Origin of the sequence: Microcoleus sp. PH2017_05_CCC_O_A (assembly GCF_020738785.1) — a bacterium.
Taxonomy (GTDB): Bacteria; Cyanobacteriota; Cyanobacteriia; order Cyanobacteriales; family Microcoleaceae; genus Microcoleus.
The window spans coordinates 63,720-88,926 of sequence record NZ_JAEQCB010000018.1 but is presented as its reverse complement, the minus strand read 5'-3'; the positions used below and the strand labels follow the sequence as shown (position 1 = coordinate 88,926).

At 44.5% G+C, this 25,207-nt stretch carries 22 protein-coding genes and 1 pseudogene; 6 read left to right on the top strand and 17 right to left on the bottom strand.

What is annotated here, in order from left to right:
• The 6 genes and pseudogenes from JGK20_RS06160 to JGK20_RS06135 all read right to left on the bottom strand — a co-directional run.
• Positions 1 to 449 (bottom strand): annotated as a pseudogene (locus tag JGK20_RS06160) (hypothetical protein); the annotation flags it as partial.
• A gap of 22 nt (positions 450 to 471) precedes the next feature.
• The gene (locus tag JGK20_RS06155; protein WP_293229780.1) at positions 472 to 1,848 is read right to left on the bottom strand and encodes a restriction endonuclease; all 1,377 of its coding nucleotides are present in this window, start codon (positions 1,846 to 1,848) and stop codon (positions 472 to 474) included.
• Positions 1,849 to 2,171: 323 nt separating this feature from the next.
• Positions 2,172 to 2,384, bottom strand: coding sequence for a type II toxin-antitoxin system VapB family antitoxin (vapB, locus tag JGK20_RS06150; RefSeq protein WP_293193538.1), 213 nt, complete (start codon positions 2,382 to 2,384; stop codon positions 2,172 to 2,174).
• A gap of 86 nt (positions 2,385 to 2,470) precedes the next feature.
• Positions 2,471 to 2,866, bottom strand: coding sequence for an NUDIX domain-containing protein (locus JGK20_RS06145; RefSeq protein ID WP_293198993.1), 396 nt, complete (start codon positions 2,864 to 2,866; stop codon positions 2,471 to 2,473).
• A 63-nt stretch (positions 2,867 to 2,929) separates the two neighbouring features.
• Positions 2,930 to 3,115, bottom strand: coding sequence for a CopG family transcriptional regulator (locus JGK20_RS06140; RefSeq protein ID WP_293185950.1), 186 nt, complete (start codon positions 3,113 to 3,115; stop codon positions 2,930 to 2,932).
• Positions 3,116 to 3,199: 84 nt separating this feature from the next.
• A complete protein-coding gene (locus JGK20_RS06135; protein WP_293185949.1) occupies positions 3,200 to 3,388 on the bottom strand; it encodes a hypothetical protein in 189 nt (62 codons plus the stop codon).
• Positions 3,389 to 3,585: 197 nt separating this feature from the next.
• On the opposite strand from JGK20_RS06135, the gene JGK20_RS06130 reads away from it, so the two are divergent.
• The 3 genes from JGK20_RS06130 (at position 3,586) to JGK20_RS06120 (ending at position 5,295) form a co-directional block, all read left to right on the top strand.
• Positions 3,586 to 3,819, top strand: coding sequence for a hypothetical protein (locus JGK20_RS06130; protein WP_293218651.1), 234 nt, complete (start codon positions 3,586 to 3,588; stop codon positions 3,817 to 3,819).
• A gap of 152 nt (positions 3,820 to 3,971) precedes the next feature.
• Positions 3,972 to 4,574, top strand: coding sequence for a Uma2 family endonuclease (locus tag JGK20_RS06125; RefSeq protein WP_293229783.1), 603 nt, complete (start codon positions 3,972 to 3,974; stop codon positions 4,572 to 4,574).
• Between the two features lie 97 nt (positions 4,575 to 4,671).
• Entirely contained in the window at positions 4,672 to 5,295 is a 624-nt protein-coding gene (locus tag JGK20_RS06120; RefSeq protein WP_293185945.1) for a hypothetical protein, read from the top strand.
• An 86-nt stretch (positions 5,296 to 5,381) separates the two neighbouring features.
• On the opposite strand, the gene JGK20_RS06115 is transcribed toward JGK20_RS06120, so the two are convergent.
• The 5 genes from JGK20_RS06115 to JGK20_RS06095 form a co-directional block, all read right to left on the bottom strand.
• Positions 5,382 to 6,446 (bottom strand): NAD-dependent epimerase/dehydratase family protein, encoded by a 1,065-nt coding sequence (locus JGK20_RS06115; protein ID WP_293229777.1) that lies wholly within the window; start codon positions 6,444 to 6,446, stop codon positions 5,382 to 5,384.
• Positions 6,447 to 6,668: 222 nt separating this feature from the next.
• On the bottom strand, positions 6,669 to 7,292 hold the full coding sequence (locus JGK20_RS06110; RefSeq protein ID WP_293229774.1) for a Uma2 family endonuclease: 624 nt from the start codon (positions 7,290 to 7,292) through the stop codon (positions 6,669 to 6,671).
• Between the two features lie 301 nt (positions 7,293 to 7,593).
• Positions 7,594 to 8,265 (bottom strand): glycosyltransferase family 2 protein, encoded by a 672-nt coding sequence (locus tag JGK20_RS06105; protein WP_293229772.1) that lies wholly within the window; start codon positions 8,263 to 8,265, stop codon positions 7,594 to 7,596.
• Positions 8,266 to 8,268: 3 nt separating this feature from the next.
• Complete coding sequence (locus JGK20_RS06100) at positions 8,269 to 10,008, bottom strand: hypothetical protein (RefSeq protein ID WP_293229769.1); 1,740 nt, start codon at positions 10,006 to 10,008, stop codon at positions 8,269 to 8,271.
• A 219-nt stretch (positions 10,009 to 10,227) separates the two neighbouring features.
• A complete protein-coding gene (locus tag JGK20_RS06095; RefSeq protein ID WP_293213765.1) occupies positions 10,228 to 12,228 on the bottom strand; it encodes a chromosome partitioning protein ParA in 2,001 nt (666 codons plus the stop codon).
• A 49-nt stretch (positions 12,229 to 12,277) separates the two neighbouring features.
• On the opposite strand from JGK20_RS06095, the gene JGK20_RS06090 reads away from it, so the two are divergent.
• Positions 12,278 to 12,691, top strand: coding sequence for a hypothetical protein (locus JGK20_RS06090; RefSeq protein ID WP_293229766.1), 414 nt, complete (start codon positions 12,278 to 12,280; stop codon positions 12,689 to 12,691).
• Here JGK20_RS06090 and JGK20_RS06085 read toward each other — a convergent pair.
• From JGK20_RS06085 to JGK20_RS06065, 5 genes are all read right to left on the bottom strand, one after another.
• Positions 12,632 to 13,036 carry a four helix bundle protein gene (locus JGK20_RS06085; RefSeq protein WP_293183875.1) on the bottom strand — a complete coding sequence of 135 codons (405 nt, stop codon included), beginning with the start codon at positions 13,034 to 13,036 and terminating at the stop codon, positions 12,632 to 12,634. The genes JGK20_RS06090 and JGK20_RS06085 overlap by 60 nt on opposite strands.
• Positions 13,037 to 13,102: 66 nt before the next feature.
• Positions 13,103 to 16,117 (bottom strand): peptidase domain-containing ABC transporter, encoded by a 3,015-nt coding sequence (locus JGK20_RS06080; protein WP_293229763.1) that lies wholly within the window; start codon positions 16,115 to 16,117, stop codon positions 13,103 to 13,105.
• A complete protein-coding gene (locus tag JGK20_RS06075) occupies positions 16,114 to 16,863 on the bottom strand; it encodes a peptidylprolyl isomerase (RefSeq protein ID WP_293183871.1) in 750 nt (249 codons plus the stop codon). Before JGK20_RS06075 ends, JGK20_RS06080 begins: the two co-directional genes overlap by 4 nt.
• 126 nt (positions 16,864 to 16,989) lie before the next feature.
• Entirely contained in the window at positions 16,990 to 20,913 is a 3,924-nt protein-coding gene (locus tag JGK20_RS06070) for a glycosyltransferase (protein ID WP_293183869.1), read from the bottom strand.
• Positions 20,914 to 21,078: 165 nt separating this feature from the next.
• Complete coding sequence (locus JGK20_RS06065; RefSeq protein ID WP_293201051.1) at positions 21,079 to 21,234, bottom strand: hypothetical protein; 156 nt, start codon at positions 21,232 to 21,234, stop codon at positions 21,079 to 21,081.
• 50 nt (positions 21,235 to 21,284) lie between these two features.
• On the opposite strand from JGK20_RS06065, the gene JGK20_RS06060 reads away from it, so the two are divergent.
• On the top strand, positions 21,285 to 22,958 hold the full coding sequence (locus tag JGK20_RS06060) for a methyltransferase domain-containing protein (RefSeq protein WP_293183867.1): 1,674 nt from the start codon (positions 21,285 to 21,287) through the stop codon (positions 22,956 to 22,958).
• A 236-nt stretch (positions 22,959 to 23,194) separates the two neighbouring features.
• The gene (locus tag JGK20_RS06055; RefSeq protein WP_293229760.1) at positions 23,195 to 24,064 is read left to right on the top strand and encodes a calcium-binding protein; all 870 of its coding nucleotides are present in this window, start codon (positions 23,195 to 23,197) and stop codon (positions 24,062 to 24,064) included.
• Between the two features lie 127 nt (positions 24,065 to 24,191).
• Here JGK20_RS06055 and JGK20_RS06050 read toward each other — a convergent pair whose 3' ends face one another.
• Entirely contained in the window at positions 24,192 to 24,995 is an 804-nt protein-coding gene (locus tag JGK20_RS06050; protein WP_293197817.1) for an MOSC domain-containing protein, read from the bottom strand.
• Positions 24,996 to 25,207: the final 212 nt, after the last annotated feature.

Sequence of the window (25,207 nt, the reverse complement as noted above, 5' to 3'; positions counted from 1 at the left end):
GTTGATAGCATTTCCCAGGACAGTTCGCACAGGAAAAATAGTTTATCTGCCAGCGATGTAAACGTCCTTTCTGCCTTGATATCCCGTTCCATCTTCCGGCGCACCGCATACAAATATACCCGCGACATATCCACGGGTTTACCTGCTTGAATATCCGGCAATGATTCTAATATCAATTCCGCCATCACCGGCCTGCGCGCCAAATCCAATAACTGCGGACTGTTTATCACCTGTGCCACAGTTTCGGCATCGGCTTGGTGAGACAATACTTGACGAATTTGCTCGTCGTCGAATGCTGCTAATTCCAATACTTCAAACTGCGGTGTTTCTCCGCTGAGATTGGCAGTCGAAGCTTTTAATTCCGCATTCAATAAAGCGCGTCCTTCTTTGGCTTCTGGAAAGTGTTCTGTCCGGCAGGTTAAGATTACTTTCGCACCGGGAACAATCACCTTTGCTAGTTCCCAGAAGTTGTTAATTGTTTGTTGTCCGATTCAGTTGATCGAACACCTCACTATTGAGGCGGATATTGTGCTGAGTAAAGAAGAAACCAGCCAAAACATTCTCAACATTCAAAGCTTTTGCATAGTCGCGCAAAGTGATAATTAAAGGCAACCGAGGCCGTTGAGTTCCTCTTTCCTTTGCCAGTTGGTAGCGCTGCAAAGCCGTCCAAGCATAGTGAAAAGCAAACCAAGTTTTCCCCGTCCCGAATTCGCCCAAAATCGAAATATGTTCTTTCGTCGGATCGTCCATCCACACGTCGATATAACCGTCAATCCAGCCGTCCTCTTCGCCGTAATAACTGGCATCAATTTGTCGCTTGTTAGCGCCATCGAACTCAGCTTTCGTACAACCGAGAGGCACGTATTTGCCATCGATTTGCCTGCGCTTAACTTCATTTTCCAACCAGTCGATATAGCCGCTAAAATCCGCATCCACATCAATCAATTCATCAAAAGTATAACAATCGAGATGGCGATTTTCTGGTTTGTCAACTTCCTTGCGGGCTGCTTTGGAAATCCGGCGCGCCGTCACCAGCCAACCTTCATCGGTTTTTTGCTTTTCTACCGACTGTCTCAGCGCCCCGACATCTTGAATTCCCGCTTCTCCCGCCATGCCGCGAATCAAAATGCGATCGAACCTGCCTCGTCTCACCGGAATCCGAATAATCCATTCAAAATAGTTATCTTCCCAAACTTGATACGGCTCAAAATCGTAGCCCAATATTTCAAACCAACCGCGCATCTGCTGCGCCAAGGCAAATCCTTGGGATTTTGCCGCAGTTTCTGTTGCTGCTGGTAAAGCCGGAGTATTTTCAACAGCCAATCGCGCCATTTCGGTGCGAATTCCTTCTAAAGTTGGGAGTCGATCGATCCTTTCTTGAACTGCTACAATTTGTTTGTGTACTGAATCAATCTGATGATTCGTCAAAGCTTCTTTGGGATTGCGGGTGCGCTTGGTGACGGCGATAAAAACTGCGGAAAAAGCAGCAAATTCGCGCCGAATGTCAATCCCTAAATCTTTAATTTTATCTCCCAAAGCATAGGTATCGAGAAATTCTTCTCCTTGTGTGAGAAAAATAGCCGGAGAATTGCGATCGAATGCTTGACGAAAAGCTTGTTTAATTTCTGATTCCCGGAATAGTTCTAAAATTGGCTTGGGTTTGCCGATGCCGTATTCTACCAAAGTGTAGGCGTAAACGCTGCTAAAATCCGGCAGCGGGTGTTCGGGGTCGAGGTTAAATTTTTTGAGTAATTTGATGACTGTTTCGCTGCGCTGAAACTTATCTTTAATTATAGGATTGGCGATGCTGGTAAGTGCGCTGATAATCGGATCGAGAGGTATCATCATGCTGGCATTCCGAGGTAATTGGTGGGACAATAAAGAAGACGGCGGTTGAAACCGCGCCTACACAAACGAAGTCCGCCTCCGCGGACTGAAGAAAATAACATAATTGTAACCGTTCTTCAACCCGCGGAGGCGGGTTTTGTCTGTATAGACGCGGTTTCAACCGCCCGGTCTTCTAATAACATCAATATCCTCACGTTAGTTTCCGCAAATTCTATTCAAGCGAATCGCGATCGTCTGCGAGGGCTTCGCTAACGCACTTCTCAACTAACTACCCAATCCAATTTTCTATGACTAAACCTGGAATTCGTGACAGTTCCCTCACGTTAGTCCAAAACAGGTTGTTCTCTAGTTTCCATGAAATCTTCAGAGAAGAGTTTTAAACTATCAAACAAGATTTGCCACGGATTGTTTTTGGAAATTAAAACAACAACGTTACCTATCTTTTTGATGTAAACTTCGTTATCTTGAAACTGGTATTCTTTCGGTAAAACTACAGTCTGGCGGTCGCCATCGATCGATAATTTAACAGTGTTCATTTTAGCAAGTCCCAAAATTCACTAGATTCTACTAATACTAACATTTTAGCTTTTACCCAATCTTTAACCAACTCACTGACAAAAGATTACTCCTGCGTCTTCAGCAAAACCGCGCTGCGCCCAGCGTAGGCGTCATGGATGCGTTCGACATGACTCGAAAACGTGTTGATAGGCAACTCCGAGGGCAGATACCACTTGATGTCATCTGCTTCTTCCGTCGTGTGCAGGCTACCCCCAACGACTTCACAGCGGAATGTAAACACCAAGTCCGATCGCACTGGTATAGCATAAATGCCAATCGCACCTATAACCTTGACCAGCAAACCAACCTCCTCTTCCACCTCACGGACAACCGCAGCCCACGGAGTTTCTGCCGCCTCAACCCTACCACCAGGCAAGTTCCAAGCATCCCTATCGGTGCGATGGCACAGCAGTACCTTGCCGCCGCTGTCAATAATCGCAAAAGCACCAATGGTGTGCATGGTTGACAAGCCTAATTGTTTTAATGAGTAGCAATGAAATTTTCAGTGAAGTGCGATCGACTTTCACTGCTGTGTATCCTGTTTTGCCTCAGTTTGCTGCTGTTGACGGTCTTCCAGTGCTTTGTCGATCGCCTTGCTAACAATCCATGAAACAGAACGTTCTTCAGAAGTAGCCCATTCCTCAAGAGCCTCCTTTTTTTCCTTGGTTACATACACAGCTATCAACTCAAGCTTACGCTTCCCGCCCATTAGGTTTTTCTCTTTTAAATTGACTCACATTTTAACTTCGATCCAATCTTTAACCAACTCACAGAGCGTTAATAGCTGTTGGATTCATTCTTTCACCTCCGGTGTAGAGGCTTGTTGCTGTTCTTGACTTTGATACTCTTTAACACTTTTTTCAATCAGCTTTCCAGCCAGCCAAGATACGGATCGCTCGTCTTTCTCGGCCCATTCCTCTAATGCTTTGGCTATTTCAGGAGGGACGTAAGTGGTTACTCGTCTGAGGTTCTTCGGTGGCACGATCGTCTTTTTCTCATCACTGCTTTCTTTAACATTCTAGTTTTGCACGTTACCTCTTGACATAGGTTTACAAGCTATGTTAGCTTATTACAAGCGTACACCCAAGACCAAACCCCCACCGCTTCAGACTGCAATCGAGACGCGGCAGGGGTTTGGACTCCCACATTCAGGAGATAACCCTATTAGGAGATAACTCTATGATATCAACACCAAAGTCCGTTCCCGAACTACTGCGCGAAGAAATTCCCAACGCGCCCGCCGACAAAAAACCCGTCCGCTTGCTGCTGTGCGGCACTCCCAAGGGCGTTAACTGGATCGTAGATATCCTGCAAATCTTGGGTTTTGCCAAGATTGATGAGTGGAGTCCGCCTCTCCCATCGCCGATTAGCGGTGAGATCATGCGGATTTTGACCCGCTATTTTGCTGAGTAGAAATTGATGGTGATGGCGATCGCCGATTGGAGCGATGGCTGTCACCTACGAACTTTGAATTGCTATAATAAAAATTGCAAATTGTCCTATGTTTTGGGCTTTCTGAGATGAGGATTAATTTGCTAAAACAGCATCAATTTTAGGAAAAAATGATGGTAGAAACCAACTCATCGGCTGATATTGCACTCAATATTCCGCCTGCACTAACGCTCACCGTTACCCGCGAACAGTTTGTAGAATTAGCGATCGCCAACCGAGAGTTACAATTAGAACGCACAGCAACAGGAGAATTAATCGTGAACCCACCAACCGGAGGCGAAACAGGATATCGAAATCTGGATATAGAAGGGCAAATCTGGCTGTGGAATCGGCGTACTAGACTCGGTAAAGCATTTAATTCTTCTACTGGTTTTCACCTGCCAAATGGGGCCGATCGCTCTCCTGATGCAGCTTGGGTGCGTCAAGAAAGGTGGGATGCACTAACCCCAGAACAAAAAGAAGGTTTTATTCCGTTAAGCCCAGATTTTGTGGTGGAACTCCGTTCTAAAACTGACAGAATCAAACCGCTGCAAGATAAAATGCAAGAATACATGGAAAACCAGGTGCGGTTGGGTTGGTTGATAGATAGAAAAAACAGAAAAGTGGAGATTTACAGACAGAACCAAGAATTAGAATTGCTGGAAAATCCTGCAACTTTGTCCGGCGAAGATGTGTTGCCTGGTTTTGTCTTGGATTTGACAGAAGTTTGGGGATAAATGATGAATTTTGTTAAGGACAGGAAATTACTCATTCGACCGGCTTAGAAAAATTGATATATAATGTACAAATAAACAGATTGTGATTGAAAACACTATGACCAAGCAAAAAATCTTACAGGAAGGTCGAGAATATACCTTTCGTTCATACTTTGACTTACCTTATGAAACCGATCAAATTTTAGCAGAATTTGATTACTCACTAAGCAAAGGAAGGTTATCTTTACCGAAAACAACTAGACAGTTAGATAGACTGATAGAGCTGAGAGATAAAATAGAAGATATCCTTCCCTTAGTCAGTCTCAGCAGCGAAATAGCTAGAAGAGAATCCTTAGTATCCCCTGTACTTCTGGATCTGATCCGATACTGTCAATGTCAACTGCGATTTGAGTATACTCTCAACGTTAATAGCTGGTTAAAGGGAAATTTAGATTATCTCGTGAAGTCAAATCAAGAGTTGCTAGTTATTGAAGCAAAAAACGACGATATGACTAGAGGATTTACTCAACTAGCTGTACAATTAATTGCTATGTCGCACGTGGAAGACCAAAATATATTTTACGGTGCTGTGACAATGGGAGATGTCTGGCGATTTGGCAAGTTAGATCGAAATCAGCAAACTATTTTCCAAGACACTCATTTGTTTAGAGTACCTGACGATTTAGACGATTTATTTAAAGTAATGGTGGGAATTTTAGACGGGGATGAAATTTCGCGGTAGGGTGCGTCGCTTGCAGTCACTCAAATAGTGGCGAAAATTCTCGTAGCGACGCACCTTACTATTAGGAATCCGCCATTAAAAACTACCTACAATATCGAACTCAAAACAACCTCATTAGCTGCAATCCAATCATAAATATCTTGCAAAGCAGCTTCCGGGCCGATCGCAGGTTGCCATCCCGTGCGATCGATAACCCTAGAAGAATCGGTAATAAAAATCGGAATATCCCCCGCCCGTTCCTCCAAAACCGGATTAATTGTAATAGACTTTCCCGTAATTTTTTGGCACAAATCAGTTGTTTCAACTAAAGACAGACTGTTGCTCAAACCACCACCAACATTAAACACTTCGCCGTCAAATTCCGCAAAATGTTCCAACTGATAATTGACTAATCTCAGCAAATCTTCAACGTGCAGCAAATCCCTAACTTGTTTACCACTGCCGCCAAAACCGATATAATTAAGCGACCTTTGAAAATAGTGAGCCGCCACCCACAAACCGCAAACTCCCTGATCTACTTTCCCCATTTGCCAAGCACCGGTAATTAACCCGCAGCGGTTGATAATTGCCTGCACGTTGTATGCTTCCCTGTACTCCTCAATCAGCAATTCCGACGCTAATTTAGTTGCTCCGTAAAGCGAGCGGTGTCCTTTTAGTGGGAAATCTTCTGATATGCCTAACTCCGATATACCGGGTAATGTTTGCTCTGGGGCGATCGCAAATCTATCATCCAACTCCAATAACTTGATAGACTTGACAGAGGCGATCGGATAAACCCGACTCGTAGACAAAAACAGCAAACTCGCACCAGTCTGTCTCGCCAATTCCAAAACATTCACAGTACCCAGCAAATTCGTCTGCAAAACGTACTGAGGCGAACTAAAACCCGCCAGCACAGAAGGCTCCGCAGCGCAATCTATAATACAATCAGCATTGAGTGCCACTGGATCTAAATCAGCCGCCGTGCGAATATCCCCGTAAACAAACTGAATCCCGCAACTTTTAAGCCTAGGCAAATTCAATTCCGAACCCCGGCGGCGCAGGTTATCCAAACAAATTATTTGCCATTCCGGGTGAAGTTTCTTCAGGCCAATTGCCAAACAACTGCCGATAAAACCCGCACCGCCCACAATTAAAATTCTCTCAGGCATTGACTCAACTTTCTTAGAGGATTAATTACTGCTGTTAAATTGTGTTGAGGTATAGCCTTTATCAAAAAGATGAGGTATGACTGTAAATGGAGTTTTTGATGCGACCTCGCTTACTATATAATAAATATAAGAGGGCTGAAGCCCAACAACGTACCTCACCTATCTGAGAAAGGCTATATGTCTCGCATTAAAACTTAATCATCTGTCAATTAATTTTGACAGCTATTCTGGTTCAATGCCCAAAGCCCGCAACTGATTTGCTAAACGTTCGACTCGCTCTTGGGCTTGCAGTGCAGCTTCCTCTGGCGTAGCAACTAACTCACCATCTGGGGTAAAATAACGCAATTTCCCATCGTGAATTCCCAGATATAATTCTAGTACCTCACTCCACAATCTACCAAATTCATTGGCAAGAATAGCTTGATATTCTTGACCAATTAAACGAAAACCAGCAAATTCCAAATCTTCAGGATCGAACCAAAAGTATTCGGGCGTTCTAAACCGATTTTGATATAATATCTTTTTTTCGTTGCGATCGACTCTGGCGGTAGAACTAGATAGCAATTCTATAATTAGATCGGGATATCTCCCCTCTTCTTCCCAAACTACCCAGGAACGACGCGGACGTTTTTCGGTATCGGCGATCAGAAAAAAATCAGGGCCGCGAAAATCCCGATTTTTCAATTGTTGCTGGCTGTAGTAAACCGTCAGATTTGCTCCAACAAAAAAGTCATTGCGATCGCGCCATTGCCATTCCAAACAGGCAACTAATAATGCTAATTGAATATAATGTAGGGAACTTTCCATTTCTGGCTCATCACTTTCAAGTTGACTGGCATCTGGCATCAATCTTGCCATTTAAAACCATGACTTAATCCTCTCAATTTAGTATATCTTTTCAACCAAATTTCCCCATAGCCTCCTAAGTTAAATTTTACCGCGCGATCGCACTTTTGAGCGATTTGACCATTTTTTCGTAACCATTTCGCAGGTTCCGCCCGTTACCTAAGTTGCAGTCCCGATTTTGGTACGCAGTAGTATCAGCATCAAAGTATCAATAGCTGCGGTACCAAAATCATTAGTCATCATTCCTTCGCAGTCAAGACTTCACTCCTTGACTTAGGCAACAAATCTAATTTCAACTCATTCATCTTTCTAGTTCGGTGGTAGTCGCCGCGTTCAACTTAGAAATACCAGCAGTCCGATTGTACCATCTCAGAGGAATCACCGTATAGGAAAAACCCCGGACAATTGCTTTTAGGGGAAGTTCGACAGTCAAATTAAAGTGATGGCTCAAAATCGGTTGTATACCTTCAATCACTTCTCTGCGATATAGTTTAAAAGCATTCGTGACATCGTTGTAACGCAAGCCGAAAATACTTTTGACAAACCAGTTTGCTAAGCGATTAATTCCTAGTTTGTGAATTGGATAATCAACGACAAACCCGCCTTTGATAAATCTGGAACCGAAAACGCAATCATATCCTGCTTGCAATTGGCGATATCCTGCTACCAAATCTACGGGATCGTCGGAAGCATCTGCCATCACAATCGCCACAGCATCGCCTTCAAATTCCGCCAAACCCCGACGCACGGCAAATCCAAAACCGTTGGGAGGTTGATTGTTGATGTATCTAACTGTGGGGAAAGTCTCTGACAATTCCTGGCAAATGTCAACGGTTTTATCCGTACTATTGTCATTCACAATCAAAATTTCGTGCGGAATCCCTTCTAAATCGAGCGTCTGGGCTAAAGCCCGCACAGTACCATCCAAACAGCCCTCTTCGTTGTGGGCTGGTATAATCACCGAAATTTTCACTCCTCATCCTCCGCGCAACTGGACAAATTGGTTGTCCACAGGATTATACACCCAAGCTTTGATATCGGTTTGGGCGATCGCTAAATCGCCACCAGACACATCAACCGCCCACCTCGCATTATTGTACAACTGTGATTTCAAAGTCTTAGCAATATCGGGACTGTCCAAATTTACATAAGCGTTAGCAAAAAAAGATTTTTTATCGCCGACAGATAGCAGTACAATATTCGGCTGTTTCCTATTTTCTGGCAAAACCACCCAACCAGCAGCTTTCAATAATTTATCGCCCGTTGGAGGTTGGTCTAAATAGCCGTAAACTTTCTTGGTATTAGGAATAAAATCTACATTTTTGGCGAACTTTCTCCAACCAAATTTATCGATAATTGCAGCGCCTTCTCTCACCAGCCAAGTTTTTTTACTCAACACTCTCAAACAGCTTTCGGGCGAATTGTTGAAAAACTTCGACGGTTCGAGATAGTTAATTAACTGCAAACAATCTTGAGCGCCTTGTTTGTAAATAAGTGCAGAGCTAGTTTGGACGATCGCCTGCTGAGAATTAACAATAATTATACCAATTAATAGCCCTGAAACTCCTCTAAAAATCAATTTATAGTTGAATTTCAACAGAGCTTTTGTTTCTCGAATAAACAATTGTCCTAGCTGAACCAAAGCAATTAACAGCAAAATCGAATTAGTCGTATATCTAGAAGATTCGATCGCCTGAATTGCCCCAAAATTAGCCCTACCAGCCGTAATAAACAAAGCCGACAAAACCGAAAACAAACCTATTGACAGCCAAGGTAAAGCCTGATGTAGCAATCCCAAATCAATTGTGGGATGGGCATCTTGCCCGTCCCCACCCAATCCCAAATTAGTTAATAGAATCTTCTTCCCAAAATGCCATACAAAAAATCCAAAAGTTGTAAATATTACCAATCCTACAAATGCAGAAAGTCCAGGTGATCTAACAATTGGCGAACCCAATAAACTCAAAAAATAATCAATTACCACCAGCGGCTTATTCAACAATGCAATAATACTTGTTTTACGGCTAGGATGATAATCAATTGAGTAAATAGCACAAGTTGCTGCAAACAGCAATATCCATACAATTAATCTTCTTTTTTTCTGTACTCGATTTCCCTCCAAAGCCACCACAGCCGGAACCGCCACAAACCAAGATAGCAAACCTTGAGCCAGAGAAAAACTAGCAATAAAACAGAATATAGCAGCAATAGAAATTCTAATATTAGGCAATAATTTGTGAGTTGAAACCAGCGCATAAACCGCAGCTATAAAACACAGATTTACAAAAAACCAAGCTAATTGAAATCCCCAAAGCCAGTTTTCATGTTGAACCAGGGAGAAAAGTAAAATACAAGTTAAAATATTAGCTAAATGCCACAAATTATCCCCAACATTCTTAACCTGCATCGAGGATAACTTGTACATAGTCATAAAAGTTATCCCAGCCAAACCGATGCTGAGACACAACTGATAATTAATATTCCATCTGGAAGCAAAAACCAGCACAGCGATAATTAATTTCGGAAAGACTATGCGGTGGTTGCTGTGCAAAGCCCAAAAATCGTTAAACGTTACACTTCCCTGAGCTATTTTCTCAAACAGGCTAGCCAACCTCCACTCGTCATCAATGGGTACGTTAACGCTAAAAGTGGCTACAAACCCGATTAAAAGGACAACAGGAATCAGATATAGCGTAAATAAAATACTTTTTTTCATGAATGTGCGATCGCACCAATTGCCATCACTATTTTATATTAATATCGTTAAATCATTCTCATCATGTTTGTAGTGAGGAATGCAAGTCCTCATAATTTGGGGGAATTAGGATTAAAGTCCTCACTACGAACCGGGCTAATTAGGACTAAAGTCCTCACTACAAACCAGTCATCAAGTTTGTAGTGAGGACTTTAGTCCTATTCAATTCTGTTAACCGAATTACTTAACAGTCTTGAATGTATCCAGTTTGCCAGTAAATCGGTTGATAAACATCTGCAAAACAGTTCGCTTGCCGATATTGATATTAGAACTTACCGCCATTCCCGACTGCAAGTTAACTTCCTGTTCATTTGGCTTGCCCTTGTTCAAAATAAACTTTTGAGTCTTCAGCTTAATTTTGGTTTTGAAAGCGTAGTATTTCCGGAGTTCAGTAGGAGGTTCAGCATCGCTGCTAATCTCTTTCACTTCACCCTCAGCAGTACCAAACTCCAGCGCAGGGAAAGCTTCAACATTTATATCCACAGGTACGCATTGGTATTTTGTCAAACCCAATTTCTCTCTATTAACTTCCTTCTCAGGACACAGGCAGCTTTTACCTTTTTCGCAGTCAATCTTTTCTCCATCTAATTGTTTGCCGTGATATTTTTCTAATTTTTCTCGCTTGTTTTTCATACCATCCAAAACAAGAGCTACGTTGCTATTTTCCAGGTAAACAACTGCTTGCAAGCCGTTTTCATCATCCAAAACCTTGAGCAGCTTCTCTGTTTGCTGCGCTTCGTAATAAGCTTCTTCGCAGCGTTTGGGGCGCGGTTCTCCCGGCTTCACCACTGAGTTAATAATGGATTGGCATATCGGATCTTTAGCTAGATCCAACTTCGCATTCTCCTTCTTAGAAGGTTTCAAATCGAAGATAACGCCGGATACGGGAGCCTTCATAATTTGAGTATCGCGGACTTGCTGGGCTTTTTCTAGCTGAGCATTTACTTCGGACAGCTTTTTCAGGTTTTCTACTTTAAAACGGCTGAGTTGAGAATCGCTGCTGGCAATTTGTTTCTGGTTTTCAGCAATTTTGCTGTAAAGTTCTTTGGCCCAGGCATCCTTGGTGTTTTTCAACTGTTCTTGGGCGCGGGCGATCGACTCCTGAATGCGCGCTTGCTCTCCTTGCTGGCGCTGTACTTCAGCGGTAATTTTTTGGATGTCACCTTGACGCGCATTAATTTCGCCTCGGCGTGTATTTATCTCACCTCGGCGGGTGTTGATTTCGCCTTTGCGGGCGTTGATTTCGCCTTCGCGCTGTTTGATTTGATCTTGCTGTTTCAGAACGTCGCTTTGGCCTCTGAAAACATCTTGTTCCTGTTTTTCTCTTTGCAGTTCAGCGATCGCTCCTTGCTCTACCAGCGGGCCTAGTCTGCCCAAAATGCCTTGATTGGACTTCAATACTTGTTGGGATTTGGCTAACTGTTCGTCAGCCAAATCTTTCTGAGCCAGAGCTGATTTGACTTGCTCTTGGGAAGAAGCTAACTGCTGCTGAGAGTAATTTAATTGGTTCTGAGCAAAACCCAATTGTTGCTGCGCTACCGTCATTTGATCGCCGGCGGCTTTCTCAGCATTTTCAGCTTGCTTGAGTTGTTTGTCCAACTCCTGAACTTGCCCTTGGGCGGCGGCTACCCGAGACAGAAATTCCGATCGATAATTAACATACAGTCCTTGCTGGGTGGCATCAAAATTTCCGCTGGCTCCCCGGTTAAGGTACAGCTCGTCAATCAAAGCTTGCAGCACTTGATTTTGTGCAGCAAGGCTCTGTCTGTCTTTGATTGTGGATTCTAGGTTGGAAGGAATAGGGCCTTGAACTTTGCCGCTGACGACATCTTCGTAAAATTTATTTTCCTTTTCCAGCGCTTCTTTAGTTTTCTTAATCGATGTTAAATCAGCACTGGGTGCAAGGGGGTTGAAAGTGAGCAGGGGCTGGTTTTTTTCTACCCGATCGCCATTTTCGACGTGCAGCCTCACCACAGCGCCCGTAGCAGGCGCTTGGATGTCTCTAGCACCATCTTTGAGTTCCAATTGGCCGACAGCGGGGACAGCTTGCTCTACGCTAGCAAAATAAGCCCAAACTACGGCAGAAGTGGTCATCAGCATGATCGTCCACAAAAACAAGCGCGACCAAATCGCTGGTTTTTCCAGAATGACTGCTTGTTCAGAAAGGATTACCGATTTCATAGCCATATGTTATTTGGGTAATGGGTAATGGGGAATTGGGAATTGGGAATTGGGAATTGGGAATTGGGAATTGGGAATTGGGAATTGGGAATTGGGAATTGGTAATGGGAATTGGGAATTGGGAATTGGGAATTGGGAATTGGGAATTGGGAATTGGGAATTGGGAATTGGGAATTGGCAATTGGGAATTGGGAATTGGGAATTGGGAATTGGGAATTGGGAATTGGCAATTGGGAATTGGGAATTGGGAATTGGCAATTGGGAATTGGGAATTGGGAATTGGGAATTGGCAATTGGGAATTGGGAATTGGGAATTGGGAATTGGGAATTGGGAATTGGGAATTGGGAATTGGGAATTGGGAATTGGCAATTGGGAATTGGTAATGGGAATTGGGAGTTTTTTTTATTTACGATCGATATCAGATATTTTATCAATCATTTTTTCTTGCTTACCACCTATTGAGTTTAGATAAGCATTTAGCTTTGGCGACAAGTCATCAATTATTGGTTGGAATTTATTTACCTGTTCTATTCCCAACAATTTTCTAGCATATGCCAGTCTCAACAAACTGATTGTTTCATACAAAGAGCCTCTGGCAATCTTCACAAAACGCCGATTGTCTTGATAATTATACCTGCCCCGTCCTTCTGCAATATTAGCACAAACACTATCGGCTGCACGTACAAGTTGTTTCCCCATAGTATCTTTCGTAAAAAAGTCCCACTCTTTGACAATAAACCAAACCTGATTTGCTAGTTTTTCAGCCAACTTGTAAACATCCAAATCTTCAAAATCCGGTCTACTCATATCCCAACCCTCTATTACCTATTACCCATTACCTATTACCTATTACCTATTCCCCATTCCCCATGATTATGTGTTCGATGACTCTTGTTGTTGGAATAGGCAGTAGTAACGCCCTTTCAGAGCCATTAATTCTTTATGAGTTCCGCGCTCGACTACAGAACCTTGATCCATCATAATTATTATGTCGGCGTTTTGGATTGTAGTCAGGCGGTGAGTAATGAAAAACACCGTGCGGCCGGCGAAAGATTCTGCTAAGTTGTTGCAAACTTGGCGTTCGGAATGGTAGTCCAAGGCGCTTGTAGCTTCGTCCAAAATCAGCAGTTTCGGGTTTTGCAAAATCGTCCGGGCGATCGCCAAACGCTGCCGTTGACCCCCAGAAAGCGACGCACCACGTTCTCCCACCACCGTATTGTAACCAGCGGGCAAGCCCATGATAAAATCGTGAGCTACAGCTAATTTCGCAGCTCGTACAATCTCATCCGTACTCGCATCGGGATTGCTCAAAGCAATATTTTCTTGGACAGTACAGTTAAACAGCAAAGTATCTTGCAGTACCACGCCAAGCTGACTGCGGAGCGAATATAATTCCACCTTGGCAATGTCATAGCCGTCAATAAAAATCCGGCCCGAAAGCGGGGCATAAAGACGCTGCAACAGCTTCATCGCCGTACTCTTACCGGAACCGCTTCCCCCCACAATTCCCACAAAACTGCCCTGGGGAAATTCCAAGTTCACATTCGCCAATTGCAGCGCGCCGCTCTCTAGGAATCGGAAGGAAACCTCTTCATAGGTAACCTGCCCTTGAATTGCCGGCAGCGGGATATTGCTCCGGTCTTCCTCGCTGGTTTCCGTGGGTTTGTCGATGATATCCTTGAGCATATCGATCGACATCGAGACCTCTTGGAAACTCTGCCACACGCTCACAAACCTGAGGAGCGAACCAGTCACGTTACCGGAAATAATTCGGAAAGCAATCAACTGACCCAAAGTAATGTCATTGCTCAGTACCAAATAAGCTCCCACCCACAACTGAGCCAAGTTACCCACTTGGTTTAAAAAACCACTAATCGTACCTGCCGTAGTCCCGGTCAGAATTGTTTTAAAACTGGCTGTAATATATTTTGCGTAACGGCTAGACCACTCCCAGCGGGATTTCAATTCAATATTTTGAGCCTTAACAGTTTGAATTCCGCTGACTACTTCCACTAGATAGGATTGAGAGTCAGCAAAACGCATATTTCTTTGTTTGATCAGGCGCAGCACCAGCGGATTGATCAGAACAATCATCAGCGCTAGTACCGGGACAACTGCCAAAGATACGAAGGTTAGCTTCACACTGTAGGAAAGCATCACGGCGACGTAAACCACCGAAAATACTGCATCGAGAACCACAGTCAGAGCGGTACCTGTCATGAATTCCCGAATCTGGCCCATCATGCTGAATTTGTAGACCAGATCTCCGACGCGCCGGTTGTCAAAATAACTCTGGGGCAGCCTGAGCAAGTGGTCGATTACCTCCGCACTCAATTTGACATCAATGCGGTTGGAAGTATCTACAAATAAGAAGGTACGCAAACCGTTGAGGAGTCCTTCAAATAGGGCAACACCTAACAGAAACGCACCCAAAATATCCAAGGTGTCGATGCTGCGCTGACCTAATACTTTATCAATAATTACTTGGCTGATTAAAGGGTTGGCAAGACCAAATAGTTGCACAAAAAACGAGGCGAGCAATACCTCAATAAATACTGTTTTGTGTTCCATCAGCGCCGGCACAAACCACCAGAAGCTGAACTGCTCTTTTTGTTCGACTTGCGGCTCTTGCAGCAGCAGGACTTCTCCCTGTTCTCCCCAGTCTTCTCTAAACTGAGGTACCCGCATCCGCATCAGCCCCTTTTCTGGGCTGGCTAGTACCAATTCTTGCTCGGTGATGCTGTAAACAATGGCAAAGCTATCTAGGAATTTAATCATGACCGGAGCTTTGATCCGGTTGATCGCATCTGCTGGCACTTGCGCCAATTGAGGGGTCAGGCCGATGCTTTGGGCGATCGCCCCACAGGCTTGCAGATTGATAACACCAGCGGTTTTTAACTGATTTTCTAGAACTTTGCGGATGATATCCCGACGAAATTTGATACCAAAATACTTGCTCAACATTTGGAAGCAAGCTAGCGGGGCATCTATTTGCCCTTTGGCGGGGAAAACTGGATATTTCCCCGCATCCTTTGGTGCGTCGATTTTGGATTCTGGGGGACGAGGTGGGGCGATGGGTACATCATCAAAAATGATGCCTCGCTTTTTCCCTAAGCCTCCTGTTCCTGTGTCTGTCTCGCCAGTTAAGGGATCTTCTAGCTCTGATGGTGATGCTGAGGGTTGCCGGAAGCCTACCAAGCGGGCACCGGCGCTGCCTTCTACTTTTAAGGATTTGGCTGCCTTTTCAACAGAGAAGCGGCTGCCGGTGGGAAACTCGCCCAAGACGCCGCTGCTGACTAGCCAAATTCGATCGGCATCTAGTTCGTTAGCGAGGTCTTGAGTTTTTTTGTTACCCTTTGGGACGTTGACAACTGTCGCGTCTTCCCAAGCTTGCCGAGTTAGTTCCTTGAGATCCGAAGTGCCGTCGGCTTGGCGCTGCAATTCCAGGCTCAACAGTTCAAACACTTCGCTCAAGGAAGAGTGAGCGTGAAAAGCTTCTCCAAATGTCGGCTGTTTTTCCAGTACACTCAGGAAATCTTCAGCAGGTAGGACGATCGCGATTACATCTGTAGAGGCGATCGCAGTTTCGCAGGGAACTCCCCTGAGCAAACCCGCCCAGCCGAGAATTTCCTGCGACTGCACCAACCGCAAACTGACGTGGCGTTGCGATCGCTGGTCAAAGCCCAGCAGCCGGGCCTGACCTTGATAGATAATTGCCACCTGAGTCGGCATTTTTTCGCGTTCAAACAGGGGTTGCCCCGTCCGGTAGCCAAGGAGCTGGCATTTAGCCACCAAGGCCGTTAGATCCGTCTCTGACAGTCGGTCAAAGGGAGGTGTTTGAGCTAAGAAATCCTGAATTTGGGAGAGGGAAACAGCGGAAGAAGTCATGATATTGAAGACACCGAAGAGAGGGGCTGTAGCGGGCCTATTTGCGATATTTGTTCGGCGAGCCAGCTTTCAAAGAGTTCGTTAATCAGGTGCAGCCGCATCGATTCGTCGAGCTGGGCCGGCATGAACTTTTCTAGTCGAATAATTACCATCCATTCTGCCAGAGGACGGGGCGTCCAAAGTTGATTTGGCTGGCTGACTGATAAAAGTTTACTAATTGCCGGGTGAGGCTGACTGAGGGGTACTGGGCCCAACAGGCCGCCCGACTTTGACTCTGGGCCTTCCGAGAAGTCGCGAGCTACTTCAGCAAAGGTTTGTTCCCCTTCGAGGATGCGGAAGTAAAGTTCGTTTGCCAGTGCTGGATTTTTGGTGCGTACCAGGGAATAGACTACGTGGTCTAGACTGGCTTTGCGGGTTAAAAAATAATTATCTACTTTAGGTCTCCAAGTCTCTTGCTTAAATTTTTCGATCAGCAAGGGCCTGACGGCCATCTCTTGAAGTTCTTCTTCTGTCATATTTTGACTCCGCAGCCAAGCTTCTCTGGCGTCGGGGGCTGTCAGTTGGTGCTGTACCAGAAAGTTCTCGACGGCGGATTTGCGTTCTTCGTCGCTGCAACTAAAGGATGCGATCGCTTGGTCGATGATTACACCCCGCAAGAATTGGGGCATCAACTGGTAACGCTTCAGGAGCGATGGCATATCCTGAGCTTGCAGTAATTTATCGCCTATTTGAAAAAGTCCTGTCATTTTTTAATCTCCAACTGACTTGCGCTTCCCCTTTTAATTTAGCTGTGGCAGGAAAAGAGCGACAACCACTAACCCCTCAATCTCCCGATGATAGCAGAGCGTTAAGAAACCTAGCGCTATAGCTGTCTATTTCTTGACGCTTTGCATCCAGACGGGGTTCCTTTCAAATAGTTTGCCTATTTGATGGGAGTAAGCGCGACTGTCGAGAATTTTGGGATTTGCCGCCATTGTTTGCTGGATTCGATCCCGATAGCGCCGGCGCAGTTCTGGGTTTGTTCCCAGTGCTGTACTCAGTTCTATATAAGAGTTCTCGCTATGTGCTACCAGTTCCGGAAGTTGTAGTTCTTCGAGGACTGCTGCAAATTGTCCCGATCGAGTTTTTTGCCCTTTTCTTGCCACTACAGGCAACCCGGCCAACAGCGGTTCAGCAAAGGGGCCGGCATCGCTGTATGGATAGGAGTCTAAATATATATCAGCCAATTCCAGACATTTTATGCAATCTGCACGATTTGATAGCGCTCGTATCACAACTACCCGCTTTTTGTCAATTCCAAATTCCCCGAAAGTCGATCGAATTTGGTGGTAAAAAGGCACCGTCGGATAGTTTTCGGTGCGCGATCGAAAGGGATACAAAACTAAAATAGAATTCGGTACACCCGCAATAATTTTTGCCCAAGTTTCTCGCAATTCTGGGATAATTGTCCGAGCCCGAGCACAGGACATGAACACTACAGATTCATCGGTGGCTCCCCAACTGCTGCGAGTCGGTTCAACGGTGGCAGGGGCTAACTCTACAGGATAGCTGAAACAAACTCCCGACCCTTCTAAAGTAATTAATTTTTCGCGATACTCTGGTGCATCTGCCGGCAAAGTCAAATCTCCGACAATCAAACAATCGATATTGCGGGCTGCGGTAGTGGCGGGAGTGGATGCAGCGGTAGCAATTTGCACCCGCGCCAGTCGGTGCAAGCACAGCAGCGCGCTGGGCCCGGAAGTGTCGGCGATATTGGTGCTAATTAGCAGAATATCTAAATCGTGCGATCGAATTTCCTGCACTTGCTGTGGCAAATCTTCCGAAAGTTGCACCAACTTGTCAGCACAACTTCCGCAATATTGCGCCAGTTTCTCATCTTGTACCTGGAAATGATACACGATAACTTCAAATTTGTCTCTGTCTAAATATTCAAAACCTGAAAGAGCAGCAAAAGTCTCAAATTCAGCACTAATTTTGTAGAGCAAAAAGCCGACTCTAACTTTAGTTCGTCGAGGTGATCTATCAGCAAAATTCCAGTCTATTTTAGAGCCAATATTTTTGAAGTGAAATTCCAGAATATCAGCTCGCTGGCTCAAGACATTGACCAGATTTTTCTCACTTAAATACAAAGCTTTGAAGCTAACACTTTGTGCCACAAAAGCCGCCAAATAACGCCAAACTTCCGAATCTGGAAAACTGGCGATATTAGCAGACACGTACTCGATTAGCTGCTGGAAATATTGAGAATATCTTTCAACCTCTCCCGTTTGTTGAAAGCAAGCCGGAGACTGAAATAGGAAATTCAAAAAATCGTCAAAAAACCACTGGGGAATTGCTGCATTTTTATACTCTAGCGGCAACTGATAAGCATCGCAGTACAGCATCGCTGCCAGAGAATATTGAATCTTATCAGCAACTTCCCCTGCTTCAGCAAGTTTAGAAGATAACTGCTGGACAAAACTTTGTTCCGACTCCGTTAAACTTTCATATTTGAGGCTGCTATCTAGGAGCAATTTATGAGCTTTCCCTGCTGCTTGCGAGTAAGCAGTTTCTAATGTTTCGGCGGTCAAATTCAGCCAATACTCAGCTAGCTGTTGGCGGTATTGGCGCATTTTTGCCAGAATAGACTGGTTTGATGGCAATTTTTTGTATTTTTCAACCAGTGCTGACAAGTCAGATATATTAGGCTGGGTTCTAGATACCAACTTTTGCCGGATTGTCTGTTTAATTTGTTGATTTAGGAAACTGTAATCAGGACTATTTAGGAGTTTCTTGTAAAATCTGACGACATCTTTATGATTTTCCCCAGCAGCGAAGTTTTTCCAGGTTTGTTGTTCGGGATGAATCCGCAGTGACGAAAGTTTTTCGTCTACAAACCCGACGTGATAGTTTCCCATGATCCGCCACCACATATCTAAGTCTACATACTGAGACAATCCTGAATCAAACAATCCTATTTCGCCAAAAACTCGGGCGGCAATTAATACGGTACTCGGTTCGCCAATTTTGTTGATGGGGTTGTTCAAGCAGTTAGCATCTGCTAGCAAGTCTTTTCCGGGCTGAATAGATTTTAAATTCGACCAACTTTTGTGCAAATCTTTGATTGATTGGGAAGCTTTCCGCAAAATTGGGTGAGATTCATCTTCAGCGATGGTGATGCCGCGCGGGGAGAAAACCATACCTATGTCTGGGTTTTGTTGGGCGGTGGCGACCATTTTGGCGATACATTCTGGTGCCAGCAAGTCGTCTTGAAACAGAAATTTGATGTATTCACCTTTGGCTTGCTGGATGCAGAAGTTCCAGTTTTGCGATAAGCCGTAGTTGCGGTGCAGGATGATGCGGAAGTCGGCGGATGTTTGCGATTGGAAGGATTGGGCGATCGCAATTGTGCGGTCTGTGGAGCCGTCGTCGGATACAATTAGTTCTATGTTGCGGTAAGTTTGGGCGATCGCGCTTTTGATTGTTTCCTCAATAAATGCCTCTCCGTTGTACGTCGGAATGCAAATACTCACCAAAGGCTGCCAGCTTCGCAGTTCGTTTTTTGATTGAGTTTGTTGGTTTGACTCTGGGAATTCAGCTTGGGGATGAGATTGCTTCGTTCCTCGCAATGACAAGGAATTTTGATTGAATTGGGCCCAAATTTTTGCAGGCTCTGCTTTGACCATTCGTGACAGAGGCAAATTTTGAAAATTATCGGTAATCTCGGCAATATATTCGAGACGTTTTCTAATTTTACTCCCTGTAACTTGCGGGTTGAGTAAAGTCTGAATTTCCGCAGCAGCTACCACTCCAATTTTTTGAGATTCTTGGTAATTATTAAAAACATAGCCCATTAAATCAGCAGCGTGTCCGACATCCGGTTCGGCCCAAACATTGCCTTTTTTATAAGGCCCGCAATCTTCCTCGATTGGGACTAACTTATACTTCACTAAAAAGCTATTACCGACATTCATAAATTCTGTATTTGATGAATAACCGGTGGCAATTACAGGCTTGCCGTAAAACATCGCTTCAGCCATTGTCAAGCCGAATCCTTCGCAGCGGTGCAGCGACACGTAACAATCGCAACTGTAAAGCAAACCGTTGATTTCATCTTTGGATAAATACCCGTCTTGATGTCTGATATTTGCAGAATCATCTATGGCAAGATTCAACAATTCTAAATCTTTGAGATTTTTGTCGGAGTTGGAAGATTTGATCAGCAATAATACGCGGTCATCTTCACCAAAAGCTGTTTTAAATGCTTGGATGACTGCCAAAGGATTTTTGCGTTCGATGCGGCTGCAAAAGTCGAAGACAAACAGAAAAATAAATTTATCTTTAGGTAAATGTAGTTCTTCCCTGCTGAGGGAAGGTGCAGGTAAAAAAATACTGGGCATGATTTTGATGACTGGAATTGGCGAAACTTGAGAAATTGCTTCTGCACAAGAATTGCTGTAAGTCCAGATTTCGTGAAAGTGATTAAATGCTGGCTGCCATTGGGGAGGAAATCCGGGAAGTTCCCAGGCCCAAAAGCCGATATTGTATTTATTCTCAAAATAGCTGGAACCTCTATCTTTGATGAAAGTTTTAACTTCATCAGCGTTGACTTGAATTAGATTTACCGGATGGGGATTGTCTGGGCTAAAGTTTTGATATGTGGTGTCTTTTTTACGGTGGGGACTGCGGGTAAAATTGTTGATAGCCAAGGGAATTCCGGCGGCTTCTGCGGCTCTGATGTTGGCTCTTACTCCTTCTCCTATGCCAAATTCGCCGTTGATGTATCCGGCGATGTTTATTCCTAAATTAGGATTCATAATTTATAATGTATTTAGTACAGTGCTGTGTTTATTTTTGGGGAATCAGCCGAATCGATCGATCGCCTCAATTGAGCTTGCATGAGAGTATGGTTTAGCGCAAATTATAATTTTGCCGAATATTTGCTAACGTATATCAATCTTTGCACGATTGGCGAACAAGATTTAAATGAACCGCAGAGTATGCAGAGTACGCAGAGGGCCAGAAGAGAGGGAAGAGAAAGAGTTGGCATCGCGAAAATTTGGTGCTTGACAAATGTGCCGATCGCCATTGTATACTGGCATCGCCATGCTAACCTTCGTCTGCTGGTCTGTTGACATGGATTGCTCTGCTTTATTTTACGGCAAACTAATCAGGAATTTTAGAGAAAGTGATCGATCGCGCCAACCACGACCTCTTCAAGCTGCTACCGCCGGATGCTAAAGTCATTGTTGAAATTGGCTGCGGTACTGGTTCTAGGGGCGAACACTACAAGCTGATCAATCCCCACTGTCAGTATATTGGCATTGAATGCGATCGCGAAAAAGCGAAAATTGCAGTCGATCGACTAAACTGGGTGGCGGTAGCCGATATTGAAGAAATGGCGATCGCCAGTCTCGACATCGAACCCGGAACTGTCGATTGCTTGATTTTTGGCGACTTGCTACCCTATCTCAAAAACCCCTGGGAGATACTACAGCAGTACAGTGCTTTACTCAAGCCGGAGGGGCAAGTTTTCGCCACAATTCCCAACGTTCAATACTGGCGGCGCATTGTCAATCTGTTGCGGGGACATTGGGAAAATCCCGACAGCAAGATGCAGCACTGGTTTACCCTGGAAAGAATTAAATCATTATTTGCTCAAGCCGGATTGCAGGTTTATGAATTGCAAGGGAAGGGACACAAAACCGAAAATTTTGCCCAATTCCAGCAATTGCTGCATCCAATGGTGAAGGCGTTAGAGCTCAAATCCAGCGATTTTGCTACGGAAACTGGTGCTGAATATTATATTGTGCGATCGACCAAATCGACCGTACAGCCGCGCAGACTGCTGATCCAAACCATTATTATGGCTCCTACAGGGTGCGATCGCGTGCGAGTTCTGGAACCGGACAAATTTAGCGCCACAATTCCCGGTGTCCGCACCGTATCGGGAGTGAAAACAGCAGCATTAATTACCGAGTTTCCGGGAGAAGAAAAAGTCTTCGTCTGGCAACGGACAATCATGCAATATCCGGCTTACATTCCCAAACTCAAAGAACTACTAAAACAAGACTATTTAATAGTAGCCGAAATTGACGACAATCCCGTCCGCCGCCGCGAATACGCAGACAATAATTACCTCAGCTATCGGGGCTGTCACTGCGTTCAAACTACCACAGAACCGCTAGCCAAAATTTTGCGTCACTACAATCATAATGTTGCCGTATTTCCCAATCAACTAGCCTATCTACCTCCGCCGCGAATCTATCCAGCAGAACATACCGTCACAATATTTTTTGGCGCGCTCAACCGCGAGAATGATTGGCAGCCAATTATGGCAGCACTGAATCGAGTTTTAGCTGCACACAAACACCTGATTCGAGTTAAAGTTATCCACGATCGCAGATTTTTTGAATCTTTGGAAATACAGCAAAAGGAATTTGAATCTTTTTGCAGTTACGAACGGTATCAAGAAATCATGTACAGTTGCGATATAGCTTTGCTGCCGCTCGTTGTCAACCCGGTTAACGAAATGAAATCTGACTTAAAATTCATTGAATGTGCGGCGCGAGGAGTAGCCGTGCTGGCGAGTCCAACCGTGTACGAACATTCGATAGTAGAAGGTGAAACCGGATTGATTTACAAACATGAAAAAGAGTTTGAAACTAAGCTAAATTCGCTGATTTCCGACACTTCTATGCGCCAGGAAATAGCCGCGAATGCTTACGAATGGGTGCGCGACAACCGCTTGCTGTGCGGGCACTACCGCGAGCGCCGAGACTGGTACTTGCAAATGCGAGATGAGTTGCCACGTTTAAACGCTGAGTTGCGATCGCGATTGCCTGAGTTGTTTACCGACTGAATGCGGTAAGATTTATAGGGGTTATTGTGCAATACGCTTGGGATAAGATAAGATAAGACGGCGGTTGAAACCGCTGCTATACAAGCGATGTCCGCCGGACGCCAACTGAAGAAAAAAACGTAATTTTCACCGTCCGCTCGGAAACCTGCTCCCGTCAGGTTTTGTCTGTGTAGACGCGGTTTCAACCGCCCGGTATTCTGTTTTATTGTTAATTTTTTAATTGTTAATCCACACAAATGCGAATCCTATTCACTATTGCTCACTTCTACAATCCCAGTGGCGACGGGAAACACGCTTCCCAACGAAACGATCCGCAACCGCGCATCAATGCTTTAACTGCTTGCGTGACTTCGCTGCAAGCTTTGTATGGCAAATCTCAGTGCATGATTGACATTGGCGAATGTGCCACTATCCCAGCAAATCAATCTCAAAAGCACCAAATTGATATTGTTATTTGCACTACTCAAGGTTATCATCTGTTGCCTCAATTGCCAGTGCAGCCGAGGTCTTTTATGCACCACGCTACCAAATGCGAACCGCTGCTGTTGGGGTTTGAGTGTCAAGCTGTTTTGCGTTCTTGCCTTAACAAATACGATTACTTCTGTTATTTGGAAGATGATTTAGTTCTCCACGATCCGTGGTTTTTTAGTAAATTAAATTGGTTTACTCATCATGGTGGACATGGAAATTTGTTGCAACCCAATCGCTATGAAGTATCGCCTCAAGGTGCTGTTTTTAAAGCATATATTGATGGTGATTTAGTGCCAGGAGCTACTGCTAAATTTCAAAATGTGGAGGAGCAGCCGCAGTTGGCAGGGAAAATTATGGAACAGCCAATCTCTTTTGAGCGGACTTTGAATCCTCATTCCGGTTGCTATTTTTTGAATGCGGAACAGATGGCTCACTGGGCTAAGCAGTCTCATTTTTTGGACAGAGATACTAGCTTTGTTGGCCCGCTGGAGAGTGCGGCAACTTTGGGAATTATGCGGACTTTTAGAGTTTATAAGTCAACTCCTGCTTATGCTAATTTTTTGGAAATTCAACATTTTGGAGTGAGTTTTCTGAAGTTAATTGGTAATAAGGTGCGGATTTCGGAGGAAGGGTGAGCAGCCTATTTGGGGCGGGCAAGATGCCCACCCCACAAGATCAGACGGCGGTTTCAATCGCTCGGTTTTATTCAACCCGCGGAGGCGGGTTTTGTCTGTATAGACGCGGTTTCAACCGCCCGGTTTTCTAGTAATTCAAATTATCGCCGATTTTAACTGTACCGCTGTTGATAATTTTGGCTAAAACTCCTGTTTGTGCGTGACCAAATTCTTGTTGTAGTAAACTGAGTAGGGCTATATCTCGATCGCCCGTTTGTGGATTTACTTCTACGTTGACACAGCGACCAATTCGTGCTGTAACTTCGATCCGTGCTGCACCTAATTGAAACTGTTTTCCGATTAACTCAAATTCCGACCAAGCTGAAATGCCCTCTAGCACAACATTTGGGCGAAATCTGCCCACATCTATATTTTGCTGGGCGACTTCGGTTAATCGATCGAGTGTAGCTTGACTGAGGAGAGAAATATGTACCGGTTCTCGATCGGGATAACGAGTTTCCCCACTACTGTTACCGATTAACCGCAAAGGTGCAAACTGCGGGTGTCTCGCTTCTTTTGTTGGTTGAGTCGCCGCCAGATAGTCGGTAAAAAAAGTGCTGATGCGATCGCGCCCCGCTGTTGTGTTCGTTTCTGCTGACAACACTGCAACTCCTTGACGCTTGACTGTTAAAACAGCCGTTTCCGGTTGATAATGGCATTCCAAAGCTGCTAGCAGAGGCCAATCGTTTTGAACCGCCAAATATTTTTTGCTAATCCAAGACGCGCTATAGGCGGGCATCTTTGCACCTTCAAGATAATCTGTAAACAGCAGCGCAAAAGCGCGATCGCCCTTAATACCATGTCCTTTCGTTAAAGCAAACTCCGACATTGCTTGCGGTGTTAGCCCTTTAATTGGATAAGTAAATAACTGCTTGATTGTTGCTACTGTCATAAAAATCTCGGAAATTGCTACAATTTTAACTCTAACTCTTCTTCCACCTTTATTAAGGGGGTTTTATAGTAGCCATCATAGAAATTTAGGTACGTAGTTGGGCTTCAGCCCTCTTTATATGTATGTCTAAAGAGGGCTCGCATCCCAACTACGTACCTATCTGTTAGGGGGTATCGAAGATGTAGCAGACATTAATTTAACTCAACCTAAAA

Coding starts and splice junctions, on each gene's coding strand:
- JGK20_RS06155 (WP_293229780.1), bottom strand. CDS start 1,848: ATGATGATACCTCTCGATCCGATTATCAGCGCACTTACCAGCATCGCC.
- JGK20_RS06070 (WP_293183869.1), bottom strand. CDS start 20,913: ATGAATCCTAATTTAGGAATAAACATCGCCGGATACATCAACGGCGAA.
- JGK20_RS06095 (WP_293213765.1), bottom strand. CDS start 12,228: ATGAAATCGGTAATCCTTTCTGAACAAGCAGTCATTCTGGAAAAACCA.
- JGK20_RS06110 (WP_293229774.1), bottom strand. CDS start 7,292: ATGCCAGATGCCAGTCAACTTGAAAGTGATGAGCCAGAAATGGAAAGT.
- JGK20_RS06140 (WP_293185950.1), bottom strand. CDS start 3,115: ATGGGCGGGAAGCGTAAGCTTGAGTTGATAGCTGTGTATGTAACCAAG.
- JGK20_RS06065 (WP_293201051.1), bottom strand. CDS start 21,234: ATGTCAACAGACCAGCAGACGAAGGTTAGCATGGCGATGCCAGTATAC.
- JGK20_RS06075 (WP_293183871.1), bottom strand. CDS start 16,863: ATGACAGGACTTTTTCAAATAGGCGATAAATTACTGCAAGCTCAGGAT.
- JGK20_RS06120 (WP_293185945.1), top strand. CDS start 4,672: ATGACCAAGCAAAAAATCTTACAGGAAGGTCGAGAATATACCTTTCGT.
- JGK20_RS06100 (WP_293229769.1), bottom strand. CDS start 10,008: ATGAAAAAAAGTATTTTATTTACGCTATATCTGATTCCTGTTGTCCTT.
- JGK20_RS06130 (WP_293218651.1), top strand. CDS start 3,586: ATGATATCAACACCAAAGTCCGTTCCCGAACTACTGCGCGAAGAAATT.
- JGK20_RS06080 (WP_293229763.1), bottom strand. CDS start 16,117: ATGACTTCTTCCGCTGTTTCCCTCTCCCAAATTCAGGATTTCTTAGCT.
- vapB (WP_293193538.1), bottom strand. CDS start 2,384: ATGAACACTGTTAAATTATCGATCGATGGCGACCGCCAGACTGTAGTT.
- JGK20_RS06115 (WP_293229777.1), bottom strand. CDS start 6,446: ATGCCTGAGAGAATTTTAATTGTGGGCGGTGCGGGTTTTATCGGCAGT.
- JGK20_RS06055 (WP_293229760.1), top strand. CDS start 23,195: ATGCGAATCCTATTCACTATTGCTCACTTCTACAATCCCAGTGGCGAC.
- JGK20_RS06085 (WP_293183875.1), bottom strand. CDS start 13,036: ATGAGTAGACCGGATTTTGAAGATTTGGATGTTTACAAGTTGGCTGAA.
- JGK20_RS06125 (WP_293229783.1), top strand. CDS start 3,972: ATGGTAGAAACCAACTCATCGGCTGATATTGCACTCAATATTCCGCCT.
- JGK20_RS06145 (WP_293198993.1), bottom strand. CDS start 2,866: ATGCACACCATTGGTGCTTTTGCGATTATTGACAGCGGCGGCAAGGTA.
- JGK20_RS06050 (WP_293197817.1), bottom strand. CDS start 24,995: ATGACAGTAGCAACAATCAAGCAGTTATTTACTTATCCAATTAAAGGG.